This window comes from Streptomyces griseicoloratus (assembly GCF_014534645.1).
Taxonomy (GTDB): Bacteria; Actinomycetota; Actinomycetes; order Streptomycetales; family Streptomycetaceae; genus Streptomyces; species Streptomyces griseicoloratus.
The window spans coordinates 220912-236996 of the sequence record NZ_JACVQF010000238.1 but is presented as its reverse complement, the minus strand read 5'-3'; the positions used below and the strand labels follow the sequence as shown (position 1 = coordinate 236996).

The 16085-nt window shown below is 72.1% G+C and carries 22 protein-coding genes; 17 read left to right on the top strand and 5 right to left on the bottom strand.

From position 1 onward, the window contains the following. Positions 1–15 precede the first annotated feature (15 nt). Positions 16–789, bottom strand: coding sequence for a response regulator transcription factor (locus H0H10_RS38630; protein WP_188185890.1), 774 nt, complete (start codon positions 787–789; stop codon positions 16–18). A gap of 234 nt (positions 790–1023) precedes the next feature. On the opposite strand from H0H10_RS38630, the gene H0H10_RS38625 reads away from it, so the two are divergent. The 8 genes from H0H10_RS38625 (at position 1024) to H0H10_RS38595 (ending at position 6326) form a co-directional block, all read left to right on the top strand. Then, entirely contained in the window at positions 1024–1860 is an 837-nt protein-coding gene (locus tag H0H10_RS38625; RefSeq protein ID WP_188185889.1) for an alpha/beta hydrolase, read from the top strand. 37 nt (positions 1861–1897) lie between these two features. Then, positions 1898–2152, top strand: coding sequence for a MoaD/ThiS family protein (locus tag H0H10_RS38620; RefSeq protein WP_188185888.1), 255 nt, complete (start codon positions 1898–1900; stop codon positions 2150–2152). A 3-nt stretch (positions 2153–2155) separates the two neighbouring features. Next, positions 2156–3502, top strand: coding sequence for a hypothetical protein (locus tag H0H10_RS38615; RefSeq protein WP_188185887.1), 1347 nt, complete (start codon positions 2156–2158; stop codon positions 3500–3502). A 148-nt stretch (positions 3503–3650) separates the two neighbouring features. Beyond that, positions 3651–4385: an LmeA family phospholipid-binding protein gene (locus H0H10_RS38610; protein WP_188185886.1), complete on the top strand. Its 735-nt coding sequence runs from the start codon at positions 3651–3653 to the stop codon at positions 4383–4385. A 180-nt stretch (positions 4386–4565) separates the two neighbouring features. Further along, the gene (locus H0H10_RS41385; protein WP_350310325.1) at positions 4566–4646 is read left to right on the top strand and encodes a putative leader peptide; all 81 of its coding nucleotides are present in this window, start codon (positions 4566–4568) and stop codon (positions 4644–4646) included. Between the two features lie 137 nt (positions 4647–4783). Next, positions 4784–5629, top strand: coding sequence for a sulfurtransferase (locus tag H0H10_RS38605; RefSeq protein WP_188185885.1), 846 nt, complete (start codon positions 4784–4786; stop codon positions 5627–5629). A 49-nt stretch (positions 5630–5678) separates the two neighbouring features. Continuing rightward, the gene (locus H0H10_RS38600) at positions 5679–5966 is read left to right on the top strand and encodes a DUF1416 domain-containing protein (RefSeq protein WP_010351646.1); all 288 of its coding nucleotides are present in this window, start codon (positions 5679–5681) and stop codon (positions 5964–5966) included. A 99-nt stretch (positions 5967–6065) separates the two neighbouring features. After that, the gene (locus tag H0H10_RS38595; protein WP_188185884.1) at positions 6066–6326 is read left to right on the top strand and encodes a DUF3099 domain-containing protein; all 261 of its coding nucleotides are present in this window, start codon (positions 6066–6068) and stop codon (positions 6324–6326) included. Positions 6327–6332: 6 nt separating this feature from the next. Here H0H10_RS38595 and H0H10_RS38590 read toward each other — a convergent pair whose 3' ends face one another. Continuing rightward, entirely contained in the window at positions 6333–6695 is a 363-nt protein-coding gene (locus H0H10_RS38590; RefSeq protein ID WP_188185883.1) for a DsrE family protein, read from the bottom strand. Positions 6696–6967: 272 nt separating this feature from the next. Here H0H10_RS38590 and H0H10_RS38585 point away from each other — a divergent pair, with 272 nt between their 5' ends. Genes H0H10_RS38585 through ygfZ form a run of 3 tightly spaced genes read left to right on the top strand, consistent with a single transcriptional unit; the run spans position 6968 to position 8987 of the window. Next, positions 6968–7543, top strand: coding sequence for a heme-binding beta-barrel domain-containing protein (locus H0H10_RS38585; protein WP_188185882.1), 576 nt, complete (start codon positions 6968–6970; stop codon positions 7541–7543). A gap of 31 nt (positions 7544–7574) precedes the next feature. Next, a complete protein-coding gene (locus H0H10_RS38580; protein ID WP_188185881.1) occupies positions 7575–8012 on the top strand; it encodes a Fur family transcriptional regulator in 438 nt (145 codons plus the stop codon). 9 nt (positions 8013–8021) lie between these two features. Continuing rightward, positions 8022–8987 (top strand): CAF17-like 4Fe-4S cluster assembly/insertion protein YgfZ, encoded by a 966-nt coding sequence (ygfZ, locus tag H0H10_RS38575; protein WP_188185880.1) that lies wholly within the window; start codon positions 8022–8024, stop codon positions 8985–8987. Between the two features lie 19 nt (positions 8988–9006). Here the strand turns inward: ygfZ and dtd are convergent, their stop codons facing one another. Continuing rightward, positions 9007–9432 carry a D-aminoacyl-tRNA deacylase gene (gene dtd, locus H0H10_RS38570; RefSeq protein WP_188185879.1) on the bottom strand — a complete coding sequence of 142 codons (426 nt, stop codon included), beginning with the start codon at positions 9430–9432 and terminating at the stop codon, positions 9007–9009. 168 nt (positions 9433–9600) lie between these two features. Between dtd and H0H10_RS38565 the strand changes: the two genes are divergently transcribed. The 3 genes from H0H10_RS38565 to H0H10_RS38555 all read left to right on the top strand — a co-directional run bounded on the left by H0H10_RS38565 (position 9601) and on the right by H0H10_RS38555 (position 12643). Further along, entirely contained in the window at positions 9601–10248 is a 648-nt protein-coding gene (locus H0H10_RS38565) for an RsiG family protein (protein WP_188185878.1), read from the top strand. Between the two features lie 78 nt (positions 10249–10326). Continuing rightward, complete coding sequence (locus H0H10_RS38560) at positions 10327–11325, top strand: asparaginase (RefSeq protein ID WP_188185877.1); 999 nt, start codon at positions 10327–10329, stop codon at positions 11323–11325. 61 nt (positions 11326–11386) lie between these two features. Beyond that, a complete protein-coding gene (locus H0H10_RS38555) occupies positions 11387–12643 on the top strand; it encodes a GNAT family N-acetyltransferase (protein WP_188185876.1) in 1257 nt (418 codons plus the stop codon). Between the two features lie 148 nt (positions 12644–12791). Here H0H10_RS38555 and H0H10_RS38550 read toward each other — a convergent pair whose 3' ends face one another. Beyond that, complete coding sequence (locus H0H10_RS38550) at positions 12792–12977, bottom strand: hypothetical protein (protein WP_188185875.1); 186 nt, start codon at positions 12975–12977, stop codon at positions 12792–12794. A gap of 185 nt (positions 12978–13162) precedes the next feature. On the opposite strand from H0H10_RS38550, the gene H0H10_RS38545 reads away from it, so the two are divergent. Continuing rightward, positions 13163–14074, top strand: a complete 912-nt coding sequence (locus H0H10_RS38545; protein ID WP_188185927.1) for a FadR/GntR family transcriptional regulator — start codon at positions 13163–13165, stop codon at positions 14072–14074. A 39-nt stretch (positions 14075–14113) separates the two neighbouring features. Here H0H10_RS38545 and H0H10_RS38540 read toward each other — a convergent pair whose 3' ends face one another. Then, a complete protein-coding gene (locus tag H0H10_RS38540; RefSeq protein WP_188185874.1) occupies positions 14114–14302 on the bottom strand; it encodes a hypothetical protein in 189 nt (62 codons plus the stop codon). 139 nt (positions 14303–14441) lie between these two features. Here H0H10_RS38540 and H0H10_RS38535 point away from each other — a divergent pair, with 139 nt between their 5' ends. Beyond that, on the top strand, positions 14442–15353 hold the full coding sequence (locus tag H0H10_RS38535; protein WP_188185873.1) for a winged helix-turn-helix domain-containing protein: 912 nt from the start codon (positions 14442–14444) through the stop codon (positions 15351–15353). After that, positions 15353–16081, top strand: a complete 729-nt coding sequence (locus H0H10_RS38530) for an HAD family hydrolase (protein WP_309142004.1) — start codon at positions 15353–15355, stop codon at positions 16079–16081. Before H0H10_RS38535 ends, H0H10_RS38530 begins: the two co-directional genes overlap by 1 nt. The last annotated feature ends 4 nt before the right edge of the window (positions 16082–16085 follow it).

Below are 16085 nucleotides of genomic sequence, written 5' to 3'. Positions count from 1 at the left end.
TGTCCGGACGGTCCGCTACGCCTTGGAGCGGGCCTCGGCGGCGACGGCGGGCGCCGCATCCGGGGCGTCCGTCTTCGGCTTGGCCTTGGCCTTGGCCTCCTCGGCGGCGCGCTCCACCTTCTCCGGCGTCACGAAGCGGTAGCCGACGTTGCGGACGGTGCCGATCAGCGACTCGTGCTCGGGGCCGAGCTTGGCGCGCAGCCGCCGTACGTGGACGTCGACCGTGCGGGTGCCGCCGAAGTAGTCGTAGCCCCACACCTCCTGGAGCAGCTGCGCGCGGGTGAAGACCCGGCCCGGGTGCTGGGCGAGGTACTTCAGCAGCTCGAACTCCTTGAAGGTCAGGTCCAGGACCCGCCCCTTGAGTTTCGCCGAGTACGTCGCCTCGTCCACCGACAGGTCGCCGTTGCGGATCTCCATGGGGGAGTCGTCGCCGACGATCTGCTGGCGGCCCATGGCCAGCCGCAGCCGCGCCTCGACCTCGGCCGGGCCGGCGGTGTCCAGCAGCACGTCGTCGATGCCCCAGTCGGCGGTGACGGCGGCGAGGCCGCCCTCGGTGACGACGAGGACCAGCGGACAGCCGGGCCCGGTGGAGCGCAGCAGCTGGCACAGGCTGCGCACCTGCGGGAGGTCCCGGCGCCCGTCGACGAGGATGACGTCGGCACCGGGGGTGTCGACCAGCGCGGGGCCCTCGGCGGGGGCCACGCGCACGTTGTGCAGCAGCAGACCGAGGGCGGGGAGCACCTCCGTCGACGGCTGGAGGGCATTGGTCAGGAGCAGAAGAGAACTCATCGCGCCCCACCTGCCTGGGTCGTCATACGGTCGTGCACGGTTCGCTCGCCCATAACGTCTGGTTCCTCCTCGGTCCCTGCGAGGACGTTTACGGCACTGCTTCGTACGGTGCGGGTCCCGCGCCCGTGGGGCCCGCTGCGAGTCCGGGACGCCGGTGAAGACGAACGCACCCGAAAGCACAAAAGGACCCGGGGGCTACGCTGCCCGAGTCCTCTGCCCAGCAGAATAGCCGACATGAGCATCGGTCCGGCAGGTCATGTGGCGCGTTCCACCATTCGTCCGTATCCCGAGACGGCGCGGCGGGCGCCGCGCCGCACCCCCGCACGGACCTTCCTCGACACCGCCGACGGCGTGCGGATCGACGCCGTGTACGAACCCGGAACGGCCGGTGACCTGGTGTTCGTCGTCGCGCACGGCTTCACCGGCGACGCGGACCGTCCGCACGTACGGCGCATCGCGGAGGCGTTCGCCCGGTACGGGGCCGTGGTCACCTTCTCCTTCCGGGGCCACGGTGCCTCGGGCGGACGGTCGACGGTCGGCGACCGCGAGGTGCTCGACCTGGCGGCGGCGGTCGGCTGGGCCCGCGGCTTCGGGCACGCGCGCGTGGTCACCGTCGGCTTCTCCATGGGCGGCTCGGTGGTGCTGCGGCACGCCGCGCTGTACGGCCCGGACGGCGATGCGCGGACGGACGCGGTGGTGTCGGTCAGCTCCCCGGCGCGCTGGTACTACCGGGGCACCGCGCCCATGCGCCGGCTGCACTGGCTGGTGATGCGCCCCGCGGGCCGGCTCGTCGGCCGCTACGGGTTCCGTACCCGCATCCACCACCGCGACTGGGACCCGGTGCCGCTGTCGCCGGTGGAGGCGGTGGCGCGGATCGCCCCGACGCCCCTGCTCGTCGTCCACGGCGACCGGGACGGTTACTTCCCCCTCGACCACCCCCGGATGCTGGCCGAGGCCGCCGGTGACCACGGCGAACTCTGGCTGGAGCCCGGGATGGGACACGCGGAGCACGCGTCCGGCGAGGGACTGCTGCGCCGGATCGGCGACTGGGCGGCGGCCCGGGCGGGCTAGCCTGACGGTGTTCACCGTCAAGTGATTGAGGAACCAGATGGCAAAGGTCACGGTGCGCTACTGGGCCGCCGCGAAGGCCGCGGCCGGGGTGGCCGAGGAGCCGTACGAGGCGGACACGCTCGCCGAGGCGCTCGACGCGGTGCGCGGACGCCACCCCGGCGAACTCACGCGCGTGCTGCTGCGCTGCTCGTTCCTCGTCGACGGCGACCCCGTGGGCACCCGCGGGCACGAGACGGTACGGCTGGCCGACGGCGGCACGGTCGAGGTGCTCCCGCCGTTCGCAGGAGGGTGACCGATGACCGACCAGCCGAACCGGCCGCATCAGCAGAATCAGCCGTACGAGGGATACGACGCGCAGGCGTGGCCCGGACAGCAGGGGCACCAGGGGTATCACCAGGGACATGCCCCGTACCCGGGCCAGGGCTACGAGGACCCGCACGCCGCCGAGCACACGCAGCAGTGGCAGGGGCACACCTGGGAGACGCAGGTGCAGCCACCGGTCTCCGCCGAGGAGACGGCGTACCTGCCCCCGCAGACCTACGACGGCCCGGCGGGGCCGGGCTACGGGACGTCGGCCGGTGGGTACGCGGCACAGGCGTACGCACCCGGTGCCGCGCAGCCCCAACCGCAGACGTACCAGCCGCAGCAGCAGTACCCCCAGCAGCAGTACGCCCAGCACCCGCAGACCGCACAGCCCCACCAGCAAGCCGCGCAGCCGCACCCGCAGACCGCACAGCCCCACCCGCAGTCCGCCCGGGCCCACAGCCCCCAGCCGTACGCCCCCTTCGCCTCCCCGGCCGCTCCCTCCGCCGCCGAGCCCGCCCCTGCCGCCCCCGGGGCCGCCGAAGGCGCCCCCGAGTACGGGCCGGCGACGCTCGCCGGGAACGCGCGGATCACCGACGCCCAGCGGGCCCGCGCCGAGGGGCGTTCGCCGATCATCGACCCCGGGATGCAGCCGGCGCTGCTCACGGCGCTGCTCGGGCTGCTGCTGGCCGGCGGGGCGGCGCTCGGCACGTACGCGCTCCTCGTCCCGCTCGTCGTCCTCCAGGCCGTCACCGCGGCGGGCTGGTTCCGGCTGAACGGCATGTGGCCCGCCCGGCAGGGCATCGCGCTGGGCTTCGCCGGGGCGCTGGCCGCGGACGCGGCGCTGCTGGTGTCGGACCGCTCCCCGGCGGCGATCCTCGGCACCCTCGGGGTGTGGGTGCTGCTCTCCCTCGTGCTGCAGCTGCGCTCGCACGCCGACCCGGACGAGCGGATGTACGGCCTGATGGCGACCGTCGCGTCGGCGGCGCTGGCCGTCGTCGCCGGCGGGTACCTCGCCGCCGATGCGGACGCGGTCACGGTCGGCGCGGTCGCGGTGGCGGTCGCCGTCGTGGCCCGCGCGGTGCCGCTGCCGACCCCGGCGTCCGTGGTCGTCGCGCTGCTCGCGGCGGCCGGTGCGGGCGTCGCGGCCGGCTCGGCGACCGGTGTCGGGTCGCAGGGCGCGCTGCTCGGCGCGGGCGCGGCGGTGTGCGCGCTGATCGGCCACCGGGTGGCGGCCTACGACTATCCCTCCCGGTTCGTCCACTTCACGGCGGGCGTGGCGCTGCCGCTCGCGGCCGCGGCGCCGGTCGTCTACGTGCTCGGGCGGGCGCTCGGCTAGGGCCTGTCCGGCCTGTCACAGGTGGTCGACAAATTCCCGGCGGCCGCCGCGCGTCGCGTTAGCCTCGCGCGGGACGGCCGCCGGTCGTCGAGGACGCCGTCGTGGACCGCGACCGCCGTCACCGACCGCCTAGCGTGGGGAACACCGGATGCGTGCACTGCGAATACTGCTCATCGTCGTCGTGGTCCTGTGCGGGCTCTTCGTCGTCGCCGACCGGATCGCGGCCGGCTTCGCGGAGGACGAGGCGGCGGACAGGCTGCGCACCTCCGAGAACCTCGCCTCCACGCCGGACGTGTCGGTCAACGGCTTCCCCTTCCTCACCCAGCTCGCCGCCGGTGAACTGGACGACGTGGAGGTCGGCATCGACGACTACGAGGCGACCGGCGGCGACGGCGAGAAGATCCGTCTCGACCGCATCGAGGCGCACCTGAAGGGCGTGGAGTTCTCCGGCGACTTCGGCTCGGCCACCGCGGCCACGGCCACCGGCACCGCGACCGTCGGCTACGACGAGCTGATGAAGGCCACCAAGTCCGAGCCCACCGAGATCGCGCCCGGCATCACCGCCAAGGTCGTCGGTCTCTCCGACGGCGGAAACGGCAAGATCAAGGTGTCGCTCGCGGCGACCGTGCTGGGCATCGAACTGTCCGAGCCGGTCGACGTGCTCAGCTCGGTCAGGGTCAGGGACGACGACGTCGAGGTCGTCGCCGACGGACTGCCGGAGATCGGCGGCAGGCAGCTCGGCGAGTCCCGGATCCGGGCCATCACCGACTTCCAGCAGAGGATCGACGAGCTGCCCGGCGGCATCCGGCTCGACAAGGTCGAGGCGGCCGAGGACGGCGTCGAGATCACGGTGCGGGGTTCGGACGTCCGGCTGGCCGGGTAGTACGTACGTCCGACAGGCGAGACGCCCACGTCCGTACCGCAGATGTGACGCCAACGCACCCACCCGGCGGCCGTGCCGGACCCGCACGGCCCAGTCGTGCTTCCCGAATGGCGGACGATGGCGTCTCATCATCCGACACACCGGTGACACGCCCCGGCGTACCTCCCTACGATCGAGGCCATGAAGCGACAGGCGGATCTCACGAAGCGGCGGGCAGTGGACCTGTGCCGCGTTGCCGCCATGCTCTGTCGCACGTTCTGAGCGGACGGGCGGCTGCGCCCTCCGTGTTCCCTCACCGCCCAGCCCAGGGCACTCGCGCGCCGCGCCGGCCCGACCGCGCGCACGCGCACGCACCCTCTCACCGCACGCCCCGCCGCAACTGCCCCGGAGGAGAAACCATGAGCCGCAGCGACGTCCTGGTCGACGCCGACTGGCTTCAGGAGCACCTGGACGACCCGAACATCGCGATCGTCGAGGTGGACGAGGACACGTCCGCGTACGACAAGAACCACATCAAGAACGCGATCCGGATCGACTGGACCCAGGACCTTCAGGACCCGGTCCGCCGTGACTTCATCGACCAGGAGGGCTTCGAGAAGCTCCTGTCGGCGAAGGGCATCGCCAACGACACGCTGGTGATCCTCTACGGCGGCAACAACAACTGGTTCGCCTCCTACGCCTACTGGTACTTCAAGCTGTACGGCCACGAGAACGTCAAGCTCCTCGACGGCGGCCGCAAGAAGTGGGAGCTCGACGCCCGCGAGCTGGTCGACGGCACCGACGTGCCCGAGCGCCCGGCCACCGACTACAAGGCCAAGCCGCAGGACACCTCGATCCGCGCCTTCCGCGACGACGTCGTCAAGGCGATCGGCGCGCAGAACCTGGTCGACGTCCGCTCCCCCGACGAGTTCTCCGGCAAGCTGCTCGCGCCGGCCCACCTCCCGCAGGAGCAGTCGCAGCGCCCGGGCCACGTCCCCACCGCCCGCAACATCCCGTGGTCGAAGAACGCCAACGACGACGGCACCTTCAAGTCGGACGAGGAGCTGAAGGCCCTCTACGCCGACGAGCAGGTCGACCTGGCCAAGGACACCATCGCCTACTGCCGCATCGGCGAGCGCTCGGCCCTGACCTGGTTCGTCCTGCACGAGCTGCTGGGCGTGGAGAACGTCAAGAACTACGACGGCTCCTGGACCGAGTACGGCTCCCTCGTCGGCGTGCCGATCGAGCTCGGCGCCAACAAGTAAGACGGGCACACGCCCGACCGACCTTTCCCAACCCCTCAGGAGAGACGACATGTGCGGAGCGAAGGCCGGCGGCCCGGACGCCTCGACGATCAAGCCCGGTGAGACCACGATCCAGGGTCAGGTGACCCGCGACGGCGAGCCGGTGACGGGCTACGTCCGTCTGCTGGACTCCACCGGCGAGTTCACGGCGGAGGTCCCCACCTCCGCGACGGGCCAGTTCCGCTTCTACGCGGCCGAGGGCACCTGGACCGTCCGAGCGCTCGTCCCGGGCGCCACCGCCGACCGCACGGTCGTCGCCCAGCAGGGCGGGCTGGCCGAGGTCGCGATCGCCGTCTGACGGCACCCGGCGGCGAAGGGCCGCACCCACCGGGTTGGACACCTGGGGTGCGGCCCTTCGGCATGCCCCGCGCCGGCCGTGCGGGCCTACGCTGGAGGCATGTACGCACGGCGTCGGCACCGGTACTTCGCCCTGATGGGGACGTGCATCGCGCTCTTCGTCCTGGCCTGGGCGGTCGTACGCCTCTGGTCCGTCCCGGCGGCCGTGGCCATGTGCGTGGTGGCCATGGTCATACCCCCGGTCGCCGCGATGGTGGCCAACCGCCGCGGTCCCGACGACCGCTGGTGGGACGACCCCTCGGGCGACCCGCAGTCCGACGAGTGGTGGGACGAGCTGGACGGCAAACGGCCGCGGAGCTGAGCCCGCTCAGTACACGAGCGCCTGCGTGTCCTCCGCCAGCGCCTCCTGCACGAACACCTGCGCGCCCGCGATCCGCACGCCCTCGATGACGTCCTTCTCCGTGATGTCCCGGCGGGCCGCGCACTGGGTGCACAGGGTCAGCCGGCCGCCGGCCAGCACCGAGTCGAGCAGATCGGGCAGCGGCGCGGCGTGCGGCAGCTCGAACTCGGCCGCGCGGCCCGGCAGCGCGAACCACGAGGACTCGCCGGTCAGCCACAGGGAGACGTCGACGCCGCTGGCCACGGCCACCGCCGCCACCGTGAACGCCTGCGAGCACCGCTCGGGGGCATCGGCCCCCGCCGTCACCTTGATCACGAGCTTCTTCGCCATGGTCCGCATCGTACGGCTCCCAGGTGTGCGCACCTCACAAAGTGCCCCCGCCCCCGGCCGCGTAAGCTGGTGCCCGGCCCTGTGCACCTAGCGCACGCACCGCACCCCGCTCAATCGAGGAGCACCCCGTGGAGATCTTCTTCGAAATCCTGCTGGTCCTGGTCTGCGTCGGCGTCCTCGCCTTCGCCGGACTGACCGTGAAGAAGCTGTACCAGGGCCAGCGCTGACGCGCCCCACCGACGCAACCGACGTACGAGACTGCTGAGCTGCTCATGATCGAGATCCCGTCCGACCTCCACAAGGACCTCGTCCCGCTGGCCTTCCTGCTCGGCGACTGGGCGGGCGCGGGCGTGCACGACTTCCCCGGCGCCGAGAAGTGCAACTTCGGGCAGGAGGTCACCTTCAGCCACGACGGCCGGGACTTCCTCGAGTACCGCTCCCACACCTGGGTGCTGGACAACGACGGCAACAAGGTCCGCCCGCTGGAGACCGAGTACGGCTTCTGGCGCATCGACGCGAACCGCAAGGTCGAGGTCACGCTCACCCGCGACGACGGCGTCATCGAGATCTGGTACGGCGAGATGGCCGACCAGAAGCCGCAGATCGACCTGGTCACGGACGCGGTGGCGCGCACGGCCGGCTCCCGCCCCTACTCCGGCGGCAAGCGGCTGTACGGCTACGTCAAGAGCGACCTGATGTGGGTCGGCGAGAAGCAGACCCCCGAGGTCGAGCTGCGCCCCTACATGTCGGCGCACCTGAAGAAGGTCGTCACCCCCGAGGACGTCGAGCGCTGGGCCAAGGCCCTCCCGGACGACCTGCCCGACGACGGGATCGCGTTCTTCAAGTAGGCGATCCGCCCGGCCGTCCTAGACTTGCGGTGTGGTGAGCACCGACTGGAAGACGGATCTGCGGCAGCGCGGCTACCGGCTGACGCCGCAGCGGCAACTCGTGCTCGAAGCCGTGGACACCCTGGAGCACGCGACCCCCGACGACATCCTCGGCGAGGTGAGGAAGACGGCGTCGGGGGTCAACATTTCCACGGTCTACCGGACCCTGGAGCTCCTGGAGGAGCTGGGGCTGGTCAGCCACGCCCACCTGGGGCACGGGGCGCCGACGTACCACCTCGCGGACCGGCACCACCACATCCATCTCGTGTGCCGCGACTGCACCAATGTGATCGAGGCCGATCTGTCGGTGGCCGCCGAGTTCACCGCCAAGCTGCGCGAGCAGTTCGGCTTCGACACGGACATGAAGCACTTCGCGATCTTCGGCCGGTGCGAGGACTGCTCCCCGAAGGGCTCAACTACCGAGTCGTAGGCTAGCGGTATGAAGAGCCCCCTGCTGTCCCTGCCCGGCGCCGTCCCCGCCGAGGGCGTGGACGAAGGCGTCGCCGCCCACTACGGCGATCTGTTCCGTGAGCAGCGTGCCCTCGCCGACGGCACCGGCTTCGTCGACCTCTCCCACCGCGGTGTCGTCACCGTCACCGGCGAGGACCGGCTCGGCTGGCTGCACCTGCTGCTCACCCAGCACGTCAGCGACCTCCCGCCGGGCCGGGCCACCGAGGCACTGATCCTCTCGGCGCACGGCCACATCGAGCACGCGCTGTACCTCGTCGACGACGGCGAGACCGTCTGGGCCCACGTGGAGCCCGGCACCCAGGAGGCGCTGATCGCGTACCTGGAGTCGATGAAGTTCTTCTACAAGGTCGAGGTCGCCGACCGCACCGCCGACATCGCCGTCGTCCACCTGCCGGCCGGTTCGATCACCGAGGTGCCCGAGGGCGTCGTGGTCCGGGAGACGCCGTACGGGCGTGATCTCTTCCTGCCGCGCGCCGAACTGGAGGCGTTCGCCGCCCAGGCCGGTCCGCCGGCCGGGATACTCGCCCACGAGGCGCTGCGGGTCGAGCAGCACCGCCCCCGCCTCGGCTTCGAGACCGACCACCGCACCATCCCGCACGAGCTGGGCTGGATCGGCAGCGCCGTCCACCTCCAGAAGGGCTGCTACCGGGGCCAGGAGACCGTCGCCCGGGTGCAGAACCTCGGCAAGCCCCCGCGCCGGCTGGTCTTCCTTCACCTGGACGGCAGCGAGGTGCACCTGCCCGGGCCCGGGACCGACATCAGGCTCGCCGACGACGGCCCCGAGGGCCGGAAGATCGGCTTCGTCACCACGTCCGTGCGCCACCACGAGCTGGGCCCGGTCGCCCTCGCCCTGGTGAAGCGCAACGTGCCGGTGGACGCCCGGCTGGTGGCCGGAGACACGGCGGCCGCCCAGGAGACCGTCGTGGAGCCCTGAGCGGCCGCGGGGCGGCGCCTCAGACCTCGACCAGCACCGTGAACGGGCCGTCGTTCGTCAGCGACACCCGCATCTGCGCGCCGAACCGGCCCGTCGCCACGGTGGCGCCCAGGGAACGCAGCCGGGCCACGACCTCGTCGACGAGCGGTTCGGCCGTGTCGCCGGGCGCGGCCGCGTTCCAGGTGGGACGACGGCCCTTGCGGGCGTCGCCGTAAAGGGTGAACTGGCTGATCACCAGGAGCGGTGCGTCGATGTCGCTGCACGACTTCTCCTCGTGCAGCACGCGCAGCGACCAGAGCTTGCGGGCCAGCCGGTCCGCCTTCTCCTTGGTGTCGTCGTGGGTGACGCCGACCAGGACGCACAGGCCCTCGCCCTCGATCGCCCCCACCGTCTCGCCGTCCACGACGACGCTCGCGCCGTCCACCCGTTGCACCACTGCACGCATACGCTCATGATGCCGTGCGCCCCCAGGGAGCCCACGGGCGGCCCCGTACGGGTTTCTTTTCGCTCTCTAACCCCCCATCTGGGGCCGTTCACGGGCACTCGGTCACATAGCGGCCACTTGGGGTGGCACGATGCTCCCAGACGCCGGTCGAGGGGACGGTAGAGGCACATGAGCACACCGAGCACGGGGCAGCCGTCTGTGGCTGTCGCGTTGAGTTACGCAGGGGGCCTGGAGACGGCCCGGCCGCCCGTGCAGCGCACGGACAGCCCGGAGCTGCCCCCGGATCCCGTCCCGGGCTCCGCGGGCCGGGGATGTCCCCAGAGGAACGACCTGACCGCACTGAGCCTGTCCGAGCTGCGCACCCTGCGCCGGGACGCCCAGCGCGAGGAGGCCGACCTCAGCTATGTCCGGCGGCTGCTGCAGGGGCGGATCGACATCCTGCGGGCGGAGCTGGCCCGGCGCGGGCCGGCGTCCGTGGTGGACACCGCGGAGGCGTCCGTGGTCGAGCGGCTGCCGGAGATCCTGACCGACGCCCCGGCCCGGCAGCGCTCCTCCGCCCGTCATGTGACGCTGGGCACCCCGCAGAGCGAGGAGTACCGGCAGCTGGCCGAGGAGATGCTCGGCGAGGTGGAGCTGTCGGACCTCTGCGCCCGCACCGACCCGGAGCTGAACACGGCGATGGCCCGGCTCGTGCGGTACGAGCAGCAGGTCTCCCGGCGGCGGCAGCGGCTCCAGCGCACCGCCGACGAGTGCAGCGCGGAAATCGCACGCCGGTACCGTGAAGGGGAAGCACAAGTAGACGACCTGCTCGCGTAACGCCAGGAGCCGACCCTGGGGACCCGGTGATCCCGGGCCTTGTCCGCGACGGGTCCCCCGCCCGGAAGGCCACCGCCGATGCCCGAGTCCCCGTCCGCCGCCACCTCCTCGTCCGCGCCGTCCGCCATATCGTCCGCCGCACCGCCCGTCCTCGCCGAGGTCGTCCGCTCCGGCTTCGTCGAGGGCCGGCACCGGGGCAGTCTGGTCGTCCTCGGTGCCGACGGAGCCGTGGAGCTGGCGCTCGGGGACGTGACGGCACCGGTCTTCCCGCGCTCCTCCAACAAGCCGATGCAGGCGGCGGGCGTCCTGCGGGCCGGTCTGGACCTCGCCGGGGAGCGGCTGGCGCTGGCCGCCGCGAGCCACTCGGGCGAGGCCTTCCACCGTGAGCTGGTGCACAAGATGCTCTGCGAGTACGGGCTGGACGCACAGCAGCTGCAGTGCCCGCCGGACCTGCCACTGGACCCGGAGGAGCGGGACGGCTACCTGGCGTCGGGCGCGGCGCCCGACCGGGTGACCATGAACTGCTCGGGCAAGCACACCGCGATGCTCGCCGTCTGCCTGGAGCGCGGCTGGCCGCTGGAGACCTACCTCGACCCGGAGCACCCGCTCCAGCGCCTCATCCACAGGGTTGTGGAAGAGGCGGCGGGCGAGCCCGTCGCCGCCGTCGGCACGGACGGGTGCGGGGCGCCGCTGATGGCCATCAGCCTCGTCGGGCTGGCCCGCGCCTACCGCTCCTTCGCCGGCGCCGAGCCCGGCTCCCCCGAGCGCCGGGTCGCCGACGCGATGCGCGCCCACCCCGAGTACGTCGCCGGTACGCGCCGTCCCGACACCTGGCTGATGCGCGAGATGCCGGGCACGCTGTCCAAGATGGGCGCGGAGGCGGTCCAGGCGGTGGCCCTGCCGGACGGCCGTGCCCTGGCCTTCAAGGTGGAGGACGGGGCGACGCGGACGCTGGGCCCGGTGCTGGCCCGCGCGCTGACGCTGATGGGCGTCGACGCCCCGGTGGTGGAGCGGATCGGCCGCGCCCCGCTGCTGGGCGGCGGCCGCGAGGTGGGGGAGATCCGGGCGGCCTTCTGAGCGGGCGGCCGGGACGGGAATTCCCGCGACGCCGGTGCCCTCGCCGACCTACCGTGAGCCCATGACCCGCAGTGCCGACATCGACGTCCGTCCCATCACCGAGGCCGAGTTCCCCGACTGGAACCGCGCCCTGAACACCGGGTTCCTCCAGGCGCCCGCGATCAGCGAGGAGCTGTTGCGGGCCCGCCGCAACCAGTTCGTCCCCGGCCGCCTCCTCGGCGCCTTCGACGGCGACCGGTGCGTGGCGACCTTCCGGTCCTTCGCGCAGGAGCTCACGGCCGTGGGCGGCGCCCTCGTCCCGGCCGACGCCGTCTCGAACGTCACCGTCAGCCCGACGCACCGCCGCCGCGGCCTGCTCACCCGCATGATGGCGCAGGACCTGGCGGCGGCGAAGGAGCGCGGGGACGTCGTCGCGACGCTGATCGCGGCCGAGTACCCGATCTACGGACGGTACGGCTTCGGCCCGGCCACCACGATGGCCGAGTGGACGGTCGACGTGCCCCGCGCCGGCCTCGACCCCCGCTGGGCGGCCCCGGAGGACGGCGGCCGGATCGACCTCGTCGACGGCGAGGACGTCCGCAAGCTCGGCCCCGAGCTGCACGAGCGGCTGCGCCGGGCGCAGCCGGGTGCGGTCAGCCGGGCCGAGCTGTGGTGGCAGACCAGGACCGGCGTCCTGAGCATGGACGGCTCCCCCTGGCGCGAGCCCTTCTACGCCGTCTACCGCTCGGCGGCCGGCGAGGTCGAGGGCATGGTGTCGTACCGGGCGGACGACCGGTGGGGCGACGCCAAGCAGCCGCTGAACACGGCGACCGTCGACTGGCTGCTGGGCACGACCCCGGCGGCCGAGCGCGCCCTGTGGCGGTATCTGTGCTCGATCGACTGGGTCGTGACGGTCAAGAGCGGCTGGCGCGCCCCGGACGACCTGCTCCCGCACCTGCTGCCGGACCCGCGCGCGGCGAGGATCACCACGCAGGCGGACTGGCTGTGGGTGCGGATCCTGGACGTCGTACGGGCGCTGGAGTCGCGGACGTACGGCGGTACGGGGTCGCTGGTGCTGGAGGTCGAGGACCGGGACCGGCTGACCGGGGGCCGGTGGCGGCTGGAGGCGTCGGAGACGGGGGCGTCCTGCACGCCGACGACGCGGAGCGCCGATCTCGTGCTCGGCGTGGCGGAGTTGGCGGCTCTCTGGCTGGGCGACGAGTCGGCGGTGCGGCTGGCGGCGCTGGGCCGGGTCCGGGAAGAACGAGCGGGCGCCGCCCGAGTGGCCGACGCCCTGCTGCGTACGTCCAGGCGGCCTTGGTGCCCGGACCTGTTCTGAGGTCGCTGCTCCCTTCTGACGGCGACGGGTGTGTGCATCCGTAGCGTGCTCTTCAGTTGTGGTTGTGGTTGTTGTGCGGTGGTGCGCCTGCGCGGCCGGGCTCCCGGCTCCCCTCCGGATGGGGGGCCCGGCCGGCAGGTCCGTCGGTTCAGCCGGACTGTGCGAGCAGCATCACGAGGATCACCGCGCCCACACCGCCGATCATGGTGTTCTTCGCCTTGATGCCGATGGAGAGCGCGACGAAGGCGATGATTCCCATCGGCCCGTACTTCCATTGCACGAGCTGCTCGAACCCGATGGCCAGAGCGGCGACGACGACGGCGATGAGCGGCATGGTGGTCCCCCTTCGGACCGTTCCCCCGTGGGACGGCCCCAACTGTCACCGTGGTGGCCAACCCTTCCGGGAGCTGACCACGTTGCTCAAGTTGGCTGCCAACTTCACTGTACTTATCTCCGCTTGGAAGCGACTCATAACCACCTTTCCGCGAACTGCCTAAAGATGGCGGGAAGTTGTACTGTTTGGTCGTGGAGCCGGAACACGCCTCCGTCAACGGACGGAAGAGACCGCAGCCGCCGCAGAGGACCCATCGCGAGGTGGCCGACGAGCTGCGGGCCCGGATCAGGTCCGGGGCGCTGCCCCCGGGCCGGCGCATGCCCACGCAGGCCCAGCTGGCCGAGGAGTTCGGCGTGGAGCGCGGCGCCGTCCGGCAGGCCCTGCGCATCCTGCAGTCGGAGCACCTGCTCACCAATGTGACCAAGGGGAGTCCGGCGACCGTCGTCCCCGACCTCGACAAGGCCCTGACCGGCCCGGGGGCGCCGCCCCTGCCCACCACGGTCGCCCTCGCGCCCCGGATCGCCTCCGCCTTCGCCGCCCAGCACGTCCGGATCGACGCCCTGTGCCTGACCTCGGTCTCCCTCACGCTCGCCCTCGGCGAACCGCTGCGCCAGATCCACGCCGGGCGTCGGAAACCGGCCAAGATCGACGTCCGGGTGCTGCTGCCGAGCCGGGACATCGACCTCGCCTTCCCGGTCCCGGTGGCCGGCCGGGGCGGCGGCGACCCCGTCCACCGGCGGTGGCTGGCCATGCGCAACGCCCAGGGCCAGGTGCTCCGGCACAACCTGCTGGCGCTGCGCGCGACGCACGGCATCGACGTGCGCGTCTCCTTCCGGGCGCTGCCCTTCACGCCCCCGGTGAAGCTGTACCTGCTCAACGGCGTGGAGTCGCTCTTCGCCTACTACACCCTGACGCGGCGCGAGCAGGAGTTCGACCAGGAGCGGCTGGAGATGTACGACGCGGAGGGCACCCGGTCGGTGCTCTTCGCCTTCGAGCGGGGGGCCGGGCTGCGGGACACGGCGTTCGTGGAGCAGTCGCGCCGGTGGTTCGACGCACTGTGGGAGACGATCAGTTCGGAGCTGCTGCTCACGTCCTGAACGTCTCCCGCGGCGGGTGGTCCGCGCGGCACTGTTCCTTCAGAGGGCGGGCCCCGCGACCAGCAGGGCCAGCAGCACCGCGCCGGCCGAACTGACCGACGGGCTCTTGGCCTTGAGGCCCACGGTGAGCAGGGCCAGGCCGATGAGTCCGGTCGCGCCGTACCTCCACTGGACGAGCTGTTCGAAGGCGACGACGAGGACCGCGGTGACGAGGGCGAGAACGGGCATGGTCTTTCCCCCTTCGGAAGTGAAACTTCCGCCAACTTGTCCGAGTTGGCAACCAACTCTGAGTATGTTGTCCCCACTTGGCAGCTACTTATAAACAAGTTTCAAACAACTCCCGTTAGGTAGGTCGGAGTTGTAGCGTTTGGTCGTGACCCAGGAGAACGTGGCCGTGGACGGCAGCAGAAGGCTCTCGCCCCAGGAGATCGCCGACACCCTGCGGGAACGGATCCGCGTCGGAGACCTCAAGGCGGGCGACCGCCTGCCCACCCAGGCCGAACTCGCCGAGGAGTTCGGAGTCGAGCGCGGCACCGTCCGGCAGGCCCTGCGGGCACTCCAGGACGACGGGCTGCTCACCAACGTCAGCAAGGGCAGCCCCCCGCGCATCGCCGAGCCCGCTCCGGCCCGGGGTGAGCCGCTGCCGACCATGGTGGCCCTGGGGCCGCGGCTGTCGGAGGCGTTCTCGGTGCCGCGCGTGCGGGTGGACGTCGTGTGCCACACGTCCGAGACGCTGATGCTGGCGCTCAGCGAGCCGCTGCGGCTGATCCACGAGGGCCGTATCCGCCCCGACTCCATCGACTTCCGCGTCCTGATGCCGTCCCGGGACATCAACCTGGCCTTCCCGGTGCTGGTCGAGGACCATGCCGAGCCGGACCCCGTGCCGGTCCAGGACCACGCCGAGCCGGACCCGGTCCACCAGCGGTGGCTGCAGATGCGCAACGCCCAGGCCCAGGTGCTCCAGCACAACCTGCACGCCGTGCGCTCCACCCACCACATCGACGTGCACGTCACCTTCCGCGCACTGCCCTTCACCCCGCCGGTGAAGCTCTACCTGCTCAACGGCGAGGAGGCCCTCCTCGGCTACTACATGCTCACCAGGCGGGAGGAGGAGTGGGAGAGCCGGAACCTGGAGATGTACGACGCCCTCGGCTCCCAGTCCCTGCTGTTCTCCTTCCTCAAGCGGGCCGGGCACCGCGACGCGGTCTTCGTGGAGGAATCCCAGAAGTGGTTCGACGCCCTCTGGGAAACCATCACCACGGACATGACACTCTCCTAGTGACTTCTGATACGACGCGGACCGGGCCGGGGTCGGCCACGGGGAATCTCGGGCGGCTGGTGAGCGGCGCCCGTTTCGTGCTCTGGGACTTCGACGGGCCGATCTGCCGCCTGTTCGCCGGGCACCGGGCGGAAGGGGTCGCGGCCGACCTCGTCGCCTGGCTGGAGCGGCGCGGACTGTGCGGGCTGCTGACGGAGAAGGAGCGGGAGTCCCCGGACCCCCACGCGGTGCTGCGCGCGGTCGACCGCCGGCATCCGCACAGCGACCTGGTCGAGGAGCTGGAGGAACGTCTCACCCAGGAGGAACTGCGGGCCACCGCGTCCGCCATGCCGACCGCGTACGCCGACCCGCTGATCCGGACCTGGACTGCCGTGGGCGTACGGCTGGCCGTCGCCACCAACAACTCCGCGCGCGTCGTGCGCGCCTACCTGGACGGCCGGGGCCTGCTGCCGAGCTTCACCCCGCACATCTACGGCCGCACCCGGGAACTGCGGCTGCTCAAACCGGACCCGCACACCCTCCACCGGGCCCTCAACGCGATGGGGGCCGCGCCGTCCGCCGCACTGTTCATCGGCGACTCCCCGTCGGACTGCCAGGCAGCCCACCGGGCCGGCGTCCCCTTCCTCGGCTACGGCCGCGACGAACGCAAGACCAAGCTGCTGCAGCAGGCCGGGGCGGACGTCGTGGTGGGGTCGCTGGAGCCGGTGCTGGCCCTGCTGCGGAGGTAGCCGC

Coding starts and splice junctions, on each gene's coding strand:
- H0H10_RS38630 (WP_188185890.1), bottom strand. CDS start 789: ATGAGTTCTCTTCTGCTCCTGACCAATGCCCTCCAGCCGTCGACGGAG.
- H0H10_RS38625 (WP_188185889.1), top strand. CDS start 1,024: ATGAGCATCGGTCCGGCAGGTCATGTGGCGCGTTCCACCATTCGTCCG.
- H0H10_RS38620 (WP_188185888.1), top strand. CDS start 1,898: ATGGCAAAGGTCACGGTGCGCTACTGGGCCGCCGCGAAGGCCGCGGCC.
- H0H10_RS38615 (WP_188185887.1), top strand. CDS start 2,156: ATGACCGACCAGCCGAACCGGCCGCATCAGCAGAATCAGCCGTACGAG.
- H0H10_RS38610 (WP_188185886.1), top strand. CDS start 3,651: ATGCGTGCACTGCGAATACTGCTCATCGTCGTCGTGGTCCTGTGCGGG.
- H0H10_RS41385 (WP_350310325.1), top strand. CDS start 4,566: ATGAAGCGACAGGCGGATCTCACGAAGCGGCGGGCAGTGGACCTGTGC.
- H0H10_RS38605 (WP_188185885.1), top strand. CDS start 4,784: ATGAGCCGCAGCGACGTCCTGGTCGACGCCGACTGGCTTCAGGAGCAC.
- H0H10_RS38600 (WP_010351646.1), top strand. CDS start 5,679: ATGTGCGGAGCGAAGGCCGGCGGCCCGGACGCCTCGACGATCAAGCCC.
- H0H10_RS38595 (WP_188185884.1), top strand. CDS start 6,066: ATGTACGCACGGCGTCGGCACCGGTACTTCGCCCTGATGGGGACGTGC.
- H0H10_RS38590 (WP_188185883.1), bottom strand. CDS start 6,695: ATGGCGAAGAAGCTCGTGATCAAGGTGACGGCGGGGGCCGATGCCCCC.
- H0H10_RS38585 (WP_188185882.1), top strand. CDS start 6,968: ATGATCGAGATCCCGTCCGACCTCCACAAGGACCTCGTCCCGCTGGCC.
- ygfZ (WP_188185880.1), top strand. CDS start 8,022: ATGAAGAGCCCCCTGCTGTCCCTGCCCGGCGCCGTCCCCGCCGAGGGC.
- dtd (WP_188185879.1), bottom strand. CDS start 9,432: ATGCGTGCAGTGGTGCAACGGGTGGACGGCGCGAGCGTCGTCGTGGAC.
- H0H10_RS38565 (WP_188185878.1), top strand. CDS start 9,601: ATGAGCACACCGAGCACGGGGCAGCCGTCTGTGGCTGTCGCGTTGAGT.
- H0H10_RS38560 (WP_188185877.1), top strand. CDS start 10,327: ATGCCCGAGTCCCCGTCCGCCGCCACCTCCTCGTCCGCGCCGTCCGCC.
- H0H10_RS38555 (WP_188185876.1), top strand. CDS start 11,387: ATGACCCGCAGTGCCGACATCGACGTCCGTCCCATCACCGAGGCCGAG.
- H0H10_RS38550 (WP_188185875.1), bottom strand. CDS start 12,977: ATGCCGCTCATCGCCGTCGTCGTCGCCGCTCTGGCCATCGGGTTCGAG.
- H0H10_RS38540 (WP_188185874.1), bottom strand. CDS start 14,302: ATGCCCGTTCTCGCCCTCGTCACCGCGGTCCTCGTCGTCGCCTTCGAA.